Origin of the sequence: Taibaiella lutea, assembly GCF_008629695.1 — a bacterium.
Taxonomy (GTDB): domain Bacteria; phylum Bacteroidota; class Bacteroidia; order Chitinophagales; family Chitinophagaceae; genus Taibaiella; species Taibaiella lutea.
The window spans coordinates 667,472-680,559 of the sequence record NZ_VWSH01000001.1 but is presented as its reverse complement, the minus strand read 5'-3'; the positions used below and the strand labels follow the sequence as shown (position 1 = coordinate 680,559).

Here is a 13,088-nt window from a genome sequence, read left to right as displayed (position 1 = left end):
TCTTATGGAAGAAAAAGCAAGGCAGCTAAGGAATCACAAGCGAATGGCTACCGGGTTGTTTTTGCTGATGCTCCTGATATATATATGTTGCATTTATGCTTTAAAGCATTTTGCTTATAGCTGGATTGGTTATGTAAGAGCTTTTTCAGAAGCCGCGATGGTAGGAGCTTTGGCGGATTGGTTTGCAGTTACAGCATTATTTCATCATCCGTTAGGCATTCCTATTCCGCATACAAATCTTATTGAAAAACGTAAACAATCGATTGGCGATAATCTCGGAAATTTTGTTGTTTCAAATTTTCTTACCTCCGGAAACATAAGGCCTTATATCCAAAAGCTTTCTGTCTCAAAATATGTATCATCCTGGCTTTCAAGCGAACGGAATCAGCATTTATTAGTAGAAGAAGCAGCTAAATTGTTACAGAGTATTATCTCGAAATTAGATGATAAACAAGTCATATCTTTTTTGGCGAAGAAGGGAGCGGATTTAATAGAAGCTATCCCCTTACATCAGGTTGTTGCAAACGGTCTGCAATATTTTTTGAATCAGAAAGAACATGAGAAATTGCTGACTTTATTGGCTGCAAAGATAAAGGAGTATATAGGTCAGAATGAAAACATCATTCAGGAAAAAGTGAAGGAAGAAAGTTTCTTTTTTGTGCCGAAATTTGTTGACAATAAATTAGCTGAAAAGATTAGCAGCGGCCTTGTTCGTTATTTTGATGATATTGAAAAAGATAAAGAACATCGTGTGAGAAAGGAAGTGGAACAACAGCTTTTTCAATTCGTAAATGATCTTAAAAATCTTCCTAAGTGGGAACTTGCTCTAAAGCAAATGTCGGGCAATTTATTAAATGAAGAAAGCCTGATGAGATATGCAGAAGATGTTTGGGCATCTGTAAAAAAAACATTGAATACCGAACTTTCCGTTAACGATTCTGCCTTGCAGCTTTACTTTAGGAAGACGGTAAGTGATTTTACAGCAAATCTTGAAAACGATGTTGTTTTGCAGCAACGAATTGATGAATGGATAAGAGTTACGGCATATAAATATATTCTGCGAAATACCCATGCTGTCAGTACTTTAATTAGCAATACGGTTGGTAACTGGAAGGGTAGGGATTTGAGCCATAAGCTGGAATTGGAAGTCGGCAAAGACTTACAGTTTATCCGTATCAATGGTACATTGGTAGGCGGTTTGGTTGGATTGCTTATTTATACTGTTACGCAATTGATAAGCTGATTTTAATCTGAACAAAATAGTGTCCCACGTTTTAAAATGTGGGACACTATTTTGTTCAGATACCTTTGAGATTTGTCAACTTTTTAAAAGTTAACAAATCTTATAATTCAAAATGTTACTATTATTATTAAAAGTTGACAAATATTTTATAGCGTTCTAATTTAAAATATTCCCGTCTTTATCCAGCTCTACTATTTCAAATCCTTTGCTTTTAATTTTATCCTTTAGCATGCTTTTGTCACCCACTAAGACTACAACTGTTTTTGCGGCAGAAGGAATATATTTCATGGCAGTTTCATTGATGTCTTTTTGAGTAAAGGTATTAAGCAAAGCCTGTTGTTTTACGCTGTAATCTTTTGGCAAATCATAGGTAAGGATTCTGTTCAGGAAGCTTGCTTTCTGAAATCCTGTTTCATATTTCCTGGCTTCACTTTGAGTTATTGAATTTTTAGTGAAAGACAATTCTTCTGCTGTAATGCCTTTGCTTTTATAAGCTTCAATTATTCTGATTACATCCGATAATGCGCTGTCTGTGGCAGCTGCCTTTATGCCTCCGCTAAACGTGAAATCACCTGAATATTGGTCACCGTCAAAAACAGAACGGGCGCCATAAGTCCAGCCTTTGTCTTCACGTAAGTATAAATTTAACCGGCTGTTGAAAGCTCCTCCCAATGGATAATTCATAACGGTACTTTTATAGAAATCACCAAGAGCGTCATATTTCAGGTTTGTAACAGTACCGACTCTGAATTCCGTTTGTGCGGCTCCCGGAACATCCACAAAATAAACCAGTAGTCTTTCTCTGTTTGGAGCATCAGGAAGAACCGGCAACATAACTTCAGTATTCGGAAGTTGAGCAAGGAAACTAAGTTTTTTCATTATTTCCTTTGATTCAACATCTCCTACCACAACTGCTTCTGCATTTATTTTTGTGAATTTATTCTGATAATAATCGTTTATGTCGTCAAGCGTGATATGCGAAAGTGTCGTTTCATTTGCTGTTCTGCCTAACGGATTCTTTTTGCCGAAAAGAACGTTATTGAAAACAATGTTTGCTACATAAGCAGGTTGGTTCATCGCATTTTTCAGGTTCTGGATATTGCGTTTCTGAACTCTTTCAAAATCTTCTTTGGTAAAATTCGGCCTCAATAGTTTTTCTTCAAGCAAATCCATTGTTTTTTCAATGTTTTTTGACAAACAACGTACCTGAACCCTGATGGCATCATTATCTTCTGAAATGGTTATACTGCTTCCAAGTCTGTCGAGGGCAGCATTAAAGTCTTCGGAAGAATAATTTTTCGTGTCTTCATTCATCATGGCTGCAAAAAGCTTTGCAGTACCTTCTTTTCCGTCAGCATCAACCATAGACCCGCCTTTGAAGCTCAATAAAATATTTACTACCGGAATCTCATTGGTTTGTGCACCTATGACCTTTATATTGTTCTCAATATTGTTTTCCCAATACTCAGGCGCTTTAACCACAACAGCAGAGCCGGCTTCAGGCATTTTACTTCTGTCAAAATTATCTTTTGCCTTATTATATTTCAGTTGGTTATAACCATAGTCCGGTGCTTTATAACCATCTGTCGAAACAATATAATTCTCTTTATCAACAATATTTGTTGAATCGTTCTTCGTTAAAACACTGATGATTTCTGTAGCATGTCCTTTAATGTATTTTTTATAAACATTCATAACGTCTTCCTTAGTGACGGAATTGTATGACTTTAAATATTTACCAATGTAATTTGCATCGCCTGTAAACGTAAAGAAAGACGCAAGCTCCGAAACCTTTCCTGCTACGCTTTCAAGACCATAAATAGTGTTTGCTTCCTGTTGGCTTTTGAATTTCTCAATGTCATCGTCCGTTACGCCTCTTTTTTCAAATTCAAGCAAAGTGGCATTTACAATATCGTTGATTTCTGAAAGTTTTACACCGGGGAAAGGCGTAACGTTAATAGTAAATTCACCGGCCAGTTCATAGGTTGCATTGTAAGAAGAAGCATTTACGGCCTTTTGCGTCTTTACAAGGTTTTTATACAATAAGGATGTTTTGCCATCACCTATAATAGCCGCTAAGCAATCCATTGCAGGTTCATCTTTGTGAAATCTCGGAGCAGCAGGATAAATAATACGCAACATCGGATTTTTAGCATAATTATCTACCATCGAAATATATCTGTTGGACGCAACTGTAGGGATAGGCAATACAACCGGTTTAACCTCCGGACCTTTAGGAATCGGTCCGAAATATTTTTCAACCATAGCAACAACCTCCTTAGGGTTAACATCACCACCAATGGTCAATACCGCATTATTCGGGCTATACCAGCGAAGGAAGAAGTTTTTTAAATCCTGTGCATTTACTCTGTTCAAGTCTTCAATATAGCCAATGGTAAGCCAGGAATAAGGATGCCCGTAAGGATAAAGGTTTTTGGAAGCAACTTCACTAACCAAACCATAAGGCACGTTATCGTAGCGTTGCCCCCTTTCATTTTTTACAGTAGCTCGCTGCACTTCAAATTTTTGTTGTGTAACGGCATCGATTAAGAAGCCCATCCTATCGGATTCCAGCCAAAGCATTTTTTCTAACTGATTGGCAGGAACAGTTTCAAAATAATTAGTACGATCCTTATTTGTAGTGCCGTTCAATGTGCCGCCGGCTTCTGTTATTACTTTAAAATGTTGTTCATCCGCTACATTGTCCGAACCCTGAAACATCATGTGTTCAAAGAAATGCGCAAAGCCGGATTTCCCGATTTCCTCTCTTGCAGAACCAACATGATAAGTTACGTCCACATGTACAATCGGATCACTATGGTCTTCGTGGATAAGCAAGGTAAGCCCGTTCGGTAATACATATCGTTCAAAAGGAATAACAGTTTCATTTCCCTGCTGAACTACTTTTTCCACAAGCCTGGCCTGTGCATGACTACAATGCGGCGCAAGCAGGAAGGCTGCTGCGGCCATCATAAGTATTGGTTTCTTCATATAAAATAGAATTGTTTTCAGAACGGTGAAGTTCCGAAATCTTTGCAGTACTTTTAACAGCATTTTTAATTTATTCTTAATTGCCGGTACCGGTATTTACATGCCCGGCTAAGGCAGAATTACTAACTTTGTTTTTCAAAAAAATAAATAACCTGTATTATGGCATTACAAATCGGCGATTCCGCACCCGGCTTTACATTACGTGACAGTGACAAGAAAGAAGTTTCTCTTCAGGATTATAAAGGCAAGAACCTTGTTATTCTTTTCTTCCCTTTGGCCTTCACTGGTGTTTGTACCACAGAACTGTGTTCTTTAAGAGATAATATGAATATTTACAATGGACTGAACGCTGCTGTCGTAGCTATTTCTGTTGATTCATTATTTACGCTTGATAAATTCAAACAAGAACAAGGGTATAACTTTCCTTTGTTAAGCGATTTCAATAAAGACGTTTCTGCTGCTTATGATTCTCTTTATGAAGATTTTGTTTTAGGTATGAAAGGAGTTTCAAAACGCTCTGCATTTGTAGTTGACAAAGAAGGAAAGATTCAATATGCCGAAGTGCTGGAAGATGCCGGTAAAGTGCCTGACTTTGATGCAATCCAAAATGTTCTTAAGACATTGAATTAGTAAGCTGCATACGCATTTTATTTCCTCAGATTTGCATTTGTTGGTTAATTAATGATTAATTTTATGGCATTCATTTTTTAATGCTTTTAAATTTACAACCTTATATGAAGAAAAAGTTACTTATTGCAGCCTTGGTCGCGGGTGTTTTTAGTACGGCACACTCACAAACCTTTACTAACGCCAGTTTTGAAACCTGGCACAATTATACAGTTGGATTTCTTCCTCCTATGAATCTGACAGCTCCTACCGGAGGATGGTATGGTGTTGATTCATTAGTTGCGTATGTAGCGCCATTAGCTACCATAGGTGGTATTAACATTACTGCTCAGCAACAATTATTCCAAAGCAATTTAGCTCATTCAGGTACATCTTCTGCTGAAGTAAGGAGCGCATTTATCGGTACTGATGTGGGCAATGTGCCGGGTATCTTTGCAAACGCAAGAATCAATATTGATCTTGTAGCCGCAATGGCCGGCAATCCTGAAGACATCCTTAATTTTGTAAGTTATGACGGTGGTACTGCTGTTACGGCGCAGGTAGATACTGTAAAAGCATGGGTATCACTTGATAGCACTACGAGTATGGATGAAGGTTTCATTACGGCAACTGCAGTGAAAATTGTTCCCGGATCTTCAGGCGGCGACTCTACTGTTGTAGTTGGAATGGGAACTGCTATAGTAACAAGAGGAACCGCAGATTTCAGAGAATTTGCAATACCGCTTACCTATGCCGATAATACGGTTCCTGAAAAATTGATTGTAACTTTTATGAGCAGCAATTTTGCCGCTGATACTGTTCACGAAGGTAACTCTATGAAAGTAGATGATGTTTCTTACAGCTATAAACCAAGCTCTGGTGTTGGCATCCGTCAGCCATTATTTTCGGAAAGTAAAATTTTAGTTTATCCCAATCCGGGAAAGAACCAGATTTATTTCAACCTTGACGCTACTGCGAAACCATCTGATTATAGTCTGAGCATTTTTGACATCAATGGCAGGATTATTTCAAAAGAGCAGTTGAATAATGCTGTTAATTTGAAAGATGTTTCAGGTTGGGCTAAGGGCAGTTATTTTTATACTTTAACTAATGATAAAAATAATACGAAAGAACAAGGTAAATTCGTAGTTGAATAATAATGTCATTTTGTACAAATAAAAACGGTTCAGATAATTATCTGAACCGTTTTTATTTAAGGATAATTAATGGATTATAAACCCAGTTTAATTTTTATATTTTCAAGCATATCCACCGTCATTTTATCCAAATCAAATTCAGGTTTCCAATTCCAGTCTGTTCTTGCTTCTGTATCGTCAATGCTTTGCGGCCAGCTTGCAGCAATTTGTTGCCTGAAGTCCGGTGCATAGTCAATTGTAAAATCGGGAATATGCTTTTTAATCGATTCAGCCACTTCCTTTGGTGAGAAACTCATAGAAGAAAGGTTATAAGCCATCCTGTTTTTAATTTTATCGGCAGGCGCTTCCATCAATTCAATAGTAGCTCTGATGGCATCATTCATATACATCATCGGCAAATAGGTATCTTCAGCCAGAAAGCAAGTGAAATGCTTTTTCTTTAAAGCTTCAATGTAAATGTCAATGGCATAATCGGTAGTCCCCCCGCCAGGAGCAGATTTCCAACTAATTAATCCCGGATAACGAAGGCTTCTGATGTCCAGGCCATAACGGTTAAAATAATATTGACACCACAATTCGCCTGCATACTTACTGATACCGTAAACAGTAGTTGGCTCCACAATAGTATGTTGGGGTGTATTATTTCCCGGAGTTGTAGAACCGAATGCAGCGATAGAACTTGGCCAGTAGAATTTCTTTACTTTATTTTCCCTGCAGATTTCCAATAGATTTAAGAGGCTCTGCATGTTTATATCCCAGGCCCATATTGGTTTTGATTCGCCGGTTGCAGAAAGTATAGCTGCCAGCAAATATACTTGTGTTATGTTTTGGTGGGATATTACTTTAGCAACTTCTTTGAAGTCCATAACGTCCAGATTCATAAACGGTCCGTTGTCTGCCTTAAGTATCGGATGTTCTTCTTTGATATCTGTGGCAATTACGTTGTTTCTTCCATAAATATCGCGCAAAGCAAGCGTAAGTTCAACACCTATTTGCCCGCCTGCACCGATAATTAAAATCTTATCCATATATTATTGATAGTACCCTGAGGAGATTTTTAAGATTATTTGTTTTAAAAAGAAAGAAGAAAACTTTAGAATGAATCTTAGTTATTTTCAACTATTTCAATATCGGAATGTTCATAAATCAAGTCCATAAACTGATCAAACAAATAACGGGAATCATATGGGCCGGGTGTACTTTCAGGATGATATTGAACGGAGAATGCAGGATGGTCTTTCATTTTAATGCCTTCAATGGAACCATCATTGAGATTAACGTGAGTTACTTCAACCTTATCTGAATTTTTTACTGATTCAGGGTCTACACCGAAACCGTGATTTTGTGTAGTTATTTCACATTTACCTGTAATGATGTTTTTTACAGGATGATTCAGGCCTCTGTGCCCATGATGCATCTTGTAAGTCGGAATATCATTTGCAAGTGCTAATAACTGATGTCCAAGGCAAATACCGAACATCGGTTTGTTTGAAGCAAGAATATCTTTTACTGTCTGGACTGCATAATCCATAGACGCCGGATCTCCGGGGCCATTTGAAACAAAAATGCCGTGAGGTTCAAATTGGTTTAATTCAGCGAAGGAGGTTTTTGCCGGAAAAATTTTAAGATAAGCGCCGCGATCCGAAAAATTATGAAGAATGTGTTTTTTAATGCCGAAATCAAGTACTGCAATCCTTACAGGGGCTTCAGGATCTCCTGCAAAATAAGGTTCTTTGGTTGTAATATTAGAAGAAATTTCAAGCCCTTTCATAGAAGGAACTGCTTTCAGCTTTTCCTTTAAAGTTTCCATGTCGTCTGTTTCTGAGGAAATAATGCAATTCATTGCTCCCTGCGTTCGGACATGTTGTACTAAAGCACGCGTATCTACATCCTGAATTCCCACGATATTATGATCGATAAGATAGTCTTCCAAAGAACCTGTTGCAATCATTCTGGAATAACGATCTGCTATATTTTTACATATCAGGCCATTGATTGTTACTTTGTCAGATTCTACATCAGCCTTGTTTACTCCATAATTGCCTATGTAACAAGTACTCATTATCAGCATTTGTCCGGTATAGCTGGGGTCCGTAAAGATTTCCTGATAACCTGTCATTCCGGTGGTAAAGCAAAGTTCGCCACCTGTTGTTCCAATTTTACCAAATGATTTTCCTGTAAATAGCGTACCGTCTTCTAGCAGCAAATAAGCTGTTTGGCTGGTTTTCTCCTGAGGCATTGTATGTATTATGTGATTAATATTCGGAATAGCGTGCAAAGATACAATATGAAAGCTAAAAAAGCTATTCCACAGCCTAAGCTTATTTTGTTAAGAATCTTCTTAAACAATAATTTATATTCGGTTTTTATTTAAAAAATCCTATATTGTCGAATGAAATAGGAGTGAAGATTTTCTGCTAAGATTTGCTATGTAAAATTTTTACTTGTGCAAACCCCTTAACAGAAGTTGGTTAATTAATTTTTCAAAGTAATTGAAGCGTTTTTCTTTAAAGAACATTTAATTCAATTATTTGATAATCAGATAGTTTTATTATTTTTAGCATAAATTTCAAGATTTTTTTTATAAAAAGTACTTTGTTTTCTCATATTTAATGTACTTTTGTAAAGTAAGCATTTTAATATGTATTTTTAGCCAAAAAACCATTACACTAACCAATTAATTTACAATGAAAAAATTAGGGCAAAACATCCGAAAACTTCGCGAGCTGCGCAACTTTACTCAGCAATACATGGCGGAAAAGCTTGAAATGACTCAAGGTAACTATGCAAGAATCGAAAACGAAGAAATTCATCTTTCAGAAGAAAGACTTCAAAAAATCTCCGGACTTTTAGGTTACAGCACAGAATTTATCATTCAGTTTGATGTGGAAAAAATCCATGATATGGTGAGTGAAAGAAGAGAAAATCCGAACAAAGATGTTTTTCAATTTCAAATAAGTCCTGAATTGAAACAACTTTATGAAAGCCGCATTAATTCACTGGAAAGTTATGTAAGCGAATTGAAAAGCGAATTAAGAATATTAAGAGAGCAAAAAGAGCAATCAGCTAAACAACCTGTTTAATGAAATTGCGACAGATAAATCAGGGGTAAAATAAATTCATTTTTTGAAATTTGTTTTACCCCTTTATCTTTGCGCCAATGTACTCGTTAATAAAATTTTTCCTTTTTAAAAAGGATCCGGAAGTTGTTCACTATTGGGTGATGAACCAATTGAAAAAATGGTCGGCAAATCCAATTGTAAAAAGCATCCTGAAAAAAAACTTTGCTGTTGAAAATCCGCAGCTGGAACGTAAACTCTGGGGACTTACTTTTAAAAATCCTGTTGGTCTTGCCGCTGGTTTTGATAAAGATGCAAAATTCACCGATGAACTTGCAGGCCTGGGTTTTGGTTTTATTGAAATAGGAACATTAACGCCTGTAGCACAGGATGGCAACGATAAACCCCGTTTGTTTCGTCTGCCGAAAGACAAGGCACTCATCAATAGAATGGGCTTTAATAATGGTGGTGTAAAAGCTGCAGCCGAACGTCTGCGTCATCGTAAATCCGATATTATTATCGGAGGAAATATCGGTAAGAATAAAATTACCGAAAATGAAAATGCAACCGGCGATTATGAAATTTGCTTCCGCGAATTATATGATGTTGTCGATTACTTCACAGTTAATGTAAGCAGTCCTAATACGCCCAACCTTCGCGCCCTGCAGGAAAAAGAACCTCTTGAAAAATTATTGGGCCGTCTTCAGATTATTAATTCCGAATTGGGAAAATCAAAGCCGATCCTGTTGAAGATAGCTCCGGACCTGACCTTGGAACAGTTGGACGATATTATTGATATCGTAAACACTACCAAAATTCAGGGCGTTGTGGCAACCAATACGACTATAAGCCGCGCAGGATTAACTACCAATCACGCTGAAGTCGATGCAATGGGTGCGGGTGGCGTAAGTGGATTGCCGGTCAAAGAAAAAGCAACGGATGTTATTCGTTACATTCATCAAAAAAGTAAAGGGACGATTCCTATAATTGCTGCGGGCGGTATTTTTACTGCAGCAGATGCAAAAGAAAAACTGGATGCAGGTGCTTCGTTGGTTCAGGTTTATACCGGGTTTATTTACGAAGGCCCACGCATCGTGAAGAATATCTGCGAAGGTTTGTGAATCCTGCTTATGTCTATCACCTATTTAATAGTATTTTAAAACAACCGTTATTATATCAAAATGGAATTGCTTACAGCCGATAACTTAATTAGTCTGATTGTCCTGGTAGTTTTAGAAATAGTACTTGGTATTGACAATGTAATTTTTGTCAGCATTATTCTAAACAGGCTGCCTGAAGAATTAAGAAAACGAGGCCGCCTTATCTGGATGTTTACAGGTATTACTGTTCGTGCCGTATTGCTTTTTGGATTGCAATGGTTGTTGCAGCAAAAAGGTAAACCCGTAATCACTATATGGGATAAAGGTTTCGACCTTGCAAGCCTTGTAATGATTGGTGGCGGTATTTTTCTGATTTATAAGACGGTTATGGAAATCCATCATAAGCTTGAAGGTGAAGAAGAACATGTAAAAACCAAAAAATCACAACTTACATTGGGAAGGGCCGTCGTTCAGATTATTCTGATCGATATGGTTTTCAGTTTCGATAGCATTATTACAGCCGGTGGTACGGCAAAAATCTTAGCTGTAATGATTATTGCAGTTGTAATTGCAATGATTGTTATGTTCCTGTTTAGTGGCAGGATTGCAACGTTTATTCAAAAACATCCTACCATTAAAATGCTGGCTTTGTCTTTCCTTGTAATGATTGGTTTTATCTTATTGGTAGAAGGCTTTAACAGTGAAAAAGCAGAAGAATTGCACCTGAAAAATTACGCTTATTTTGCTATGGCATTTTCGTTTATGGTCGAATTGCTGAATATGAAATTGCGTAAAAAGAGTGAGCCTGTAATGCTAAAAGATTCTGATACAGCAAAAATTAAAGAAGGATAACTATATTCTGTATAAAAGAAATGGTCGGCTTTGCATTCGCAAAGCCGACCATTTCTTTTATACCTATTACTTATTTCTAAGAATGCAGATTCTTTGAAAGATACTTCAATGTACTACAATTTGATTCGATGAAAATGCTATCCATAGCAGTTTTCAGGTCGTTCATTGTTACACTAAGGTATTTGTCTAATTCTTCGTTCATCAGATTGGCATCGCCCAGTAATTCATAAAAAGCAAAGTTATTTGCTCTCGCCAGCAGATTCATGTCTTCAAAGACCATCATGGCTTCCACTTTATTTTTTGCTTTTTCCAATTCTTCCTCGCTTATACCTTCGGTTTTTAATAAGTTGATTTCATGAAGGATGGCAGCATCAGCTTTTTCTACAGTTATACCTTCAATCAATTTTCCTTCAATAACCAATAAACCCGGATCTGTGCTGCCGGTATGATAGCAGGAAATATTACTGAACAAATGTTGTTCTTTCACCAATCTTTGATATAATCTTGATGAATGGCCGCTGCCCAAAATCTCGGTAATAATATCGGCGGGATAATATTGAGGATCTAACCTTCCGCCAATGTGCCAGACTTTATAAAGTGCATCATATGGTACATCAGCCGTAACAGTGGCTTCTCTTGGTTCGTTTTGCTTCGGTTCTTCAGGAATATTCCTTTCATATTTTTCACCTGCAGGAATATTTGCAAACCATTTTTCTGTGAGGTTTTTTACTTCTTCCAATGTAGTATTTCCCGCAACGCAGATAACCGCATTCTGAGGGCGATAATGTTTGAAGAAGAAATCTTTTACATCTTGTAATTGTGCTTCTTCAATATGTTTTAGTTCTTTTCCGATTGTCATCCATTGATATGGATGTTGTTTGTAAGCCAGTTTGCGCAAATGATTCCATGCATCACCATATGGTTTATTGATATAGTGTTCTTTGAATTCTTCCGAAACAACCTTTCGTTGCACATCAAGACTATTTTCATTGAAAGCCAGCGAAAGCATCCTGTCGCTTTCAAGCCAGAAAGCAGTTTCAATATTTTCTTTGGGAAGCTGGATATAATAGTTAGTGATGTCATTGGTAGTATAGGCATTGTTTTCGCCACCTGCCATTTGCAACGGCTCATCATAACTTGGAATGTTCTCAGAACCTCCAAACATCAAATGCTCAAATAAATGCGCAAATCCGGTACGTTCAGGGTCTTCATCTCTTGCGCCCACATCATACAATATATTGAACGCAACCATCGGAGTAGATAAGTCCTGATGTAATATTACTCTTAATCCGTTTGCCAAATTAAATCGCTCGAATTGTATCATATTTTTCGTTAGTTGATAGTCGTTAGTTGATAGTAGATATTTACTGACAATCCGCGCGACTATTGTTTGATTATTTATTAGTACTGGAGAAATGATTAGCAAATTATACTAAATGTCCAGCCATTCCTGCATTTTTCTTACGGAAGGCATTAATTCGTTACTGACTTTCAAATCTTTTATTTGTAAAAAGTATTCTTTTGCCGCTTTCTTGTTATGTTTTACCATTTCCATATCCGCCAATGCAAGGATGGCCATAGCAATATCGGTTTGGTTCTTTATGCCGCCCTGCAATGCCTCTTCCAGAAATATTTTAGCTTCTTCGAATTGATCCTTTTCCCTTGCAATAAACCCCTTTACAAATAAGTAATAAGCTCTGTCCTTTTTATCTAATCTGTCGGGGTGGCTATTCATATCAATCACCCTTTCTGCTTCTTTATAATCTTCTTTCCTTAATTGCCTTAAAGCAAGCATTACCGAACCTTTGCGGAAATATCCATACAAAATAATAAATGAGACAATACTTGCAATAATTAAAACCGACACTAAATTAAAAGAAGCAGCAATAATTGACAACACTGCACAAAGCACTAATAAAAGAATTCTGGATAATGGCGTAAACATTGTTGGTAATAATCAATTGAGTTGCGAAATTAGGGTATTTCCGTCTGAACTATGATTTGGGGATTTTTTGATTTTTCACAGTTATGCTATGTGAAAGTAAAAAATCGCTGCTCTGAAAAAAAGAATAAACCTTGC

11 protein-coding genes are annotated in these 13,088 nt (G+C 37.0%); 6 read left to right on the top strand and 5 right to left on the bottom strand.

Annotation, left to right across the window (positions count from 1 at the left end; genetic code table 11):
• Positions 1-4 precede the first annotated feature (4 nt).
• Positions 5-1,243, top strand: a complete 1,239-nt coding sequence (locus tag F0919_RS02825; RefSeq protein WP_235903444.1) for a DUF445 domain-containing protein — start codon at positions 5-7, stop codon at positions 1,241-1,243.
• A gap of 156 nt (positions 1,244-1,399) precedes the next feature.
• Here the strand turns inward: F0919_RS02825 and F0919_RS02820 are convergent, their stop codons facing one another.
• The gene (locus F0919_RS02820) at positions 1,400-4,234 is read right to left on the bottom strand and encodes a M16 family metallopeptidase (RefSeq protein WP_150031197.1); all 2,835 of its coding nucleotides are present in this window, start codon (positions 4,232-4,234) and stop codon (positions 1,400-1,402) included.
• A gap of 159 nt (positions 4,235-4,393) precedes the next feature.
• Between F0919_RS02820 and F0919_RS02815 the strand changes: the two genes are divergently transcribed.
• A complete protein-coding gene (locus F0919_RS02815) occupies positions 4,394-4,864 on the top strand; it encodes a redoxin domain-containing protein (RefSeq protein WP_150031196.1) in 471 nt (156 codons plus the stop codon).
• Between the two features lie 104 nt (positions 4,865-4,968).
• Positions 4,969-5,997 (top strand): T9SS type A sorting domain-containing protein, encoded by a 1,029-nt coding sequence (locus F0919_RS02810; protein WP_190277236.1) that lies wholly within the window; start codon positions 4,969-4,971, stop codon positions 5,995-5,997.
• 74 nt (positions 5,998-6,071) lie between these two features.
• On the opposite strand, the gene F0919_RS02805 is transcribed toward F0919_RS02810, so the two are convergent.
• The gene (locus tag F0919_RS02805) at positions 6,072-7,025 is read right to left on the bottom strand and encodes an NAD-dependent epimerase/dehydratase family protein (protein ID WP_150031194.1); all 954 of its coding nucleotides are present in this window, start codon (positions 7,023-7,025) and stop codon (positions 6,072-6,074) included.
• A gap of 77 nt (positions 7,026-7,102) precedes the next feature.
• Positions 7,103-8,236, bottom strand: a complete 1,134-nt coding sequence (gene carA, locus F0919_RS02800) for a glutamine-hydrolyzing carbamoyl-phosphate synthase small subunit (RefSeq protein ID WP_150031193.1) — start codon at positions 8,234-8,236, stop codon at positions 7,103-7,105.
• Between the two features lie 448 nt (positions 8,237-8,684).
• On the opposite strand from carA, the gene F0919_RS02795 reads away from it, so the two are divergent.
• The 3 genes from F0919_RS02795 (at position 8,685) to F0919_RS02785 (ending at position 11,008) form a co-directional block, all read left to right on the top strand.
• Positions 8,685-9,080, top strand: coding sequence for a helix-turn-helix domain-containing protein (locus F0919_RS02795; RefSeq protein ID WP_150031192.1), 396 nt, complete (start codon positions 8,685-8,687; stop codon positions 9,078-9,080).
• 77 nt (positions 9,081-9,157) lie between these two features.
• The gene (locus tag F0919_RS02790) at positions 9,158-10,177 is read left to right on the top strand and encodes a quinone-dependent dihydroorotate dehydrogenase (protein WP_150031191.1); all 1,020 of its coding nucleotides are present in this window, start codon (positions 9,158-9,160) and stop codon (positions 10,175-10,177) included.
• 60 nt (positions 10,178-10,237) lie between these two features.
• The gene (locus F0919_RS02785; RefSeq protein ID WP_150031190.1) at positions 10,238-11,008 is read left to right on the top strand and encodes a TerC family protein; all 771 of its coding nucleotides are present in this window, start codon (positions 10,238-10,240) and stop codon (positions 11,006-11,008) included.
• Between the two features lie 76 nt (positions 11,009-11,084).
• Here the strand turns inward: F0919_RS02785 and F0919_RS02780 are convergent, their stop codons facing one another.
• Together F0919_RS02780 and F0919_RS02775 are read right to left on the bottom strand one after the other, a co-directional pair.
• A complete protein-coding gene (locus F0919_RS02780; protein ID WP_150031189.1) occupies positions 11,085-12,332 on the bottom strand; it encodes a M16 family metallopeptidase in 1,248 nt (415 codons plus the stop codon).
• A 108-nt stretch (positions 12,333-12,440) separates the two neighbouring features.
• A complete protein-coding gene (locus F0919_RS02775; protein ID WP_150031188.1) occupies positions 12,441-12,953 on the bottom strand; it encodes a hypothetical protein in 513 nt (170 codons plus the stop codon).
• Positions 12,954-13,088: the final 135 nt, after the last annotated feature.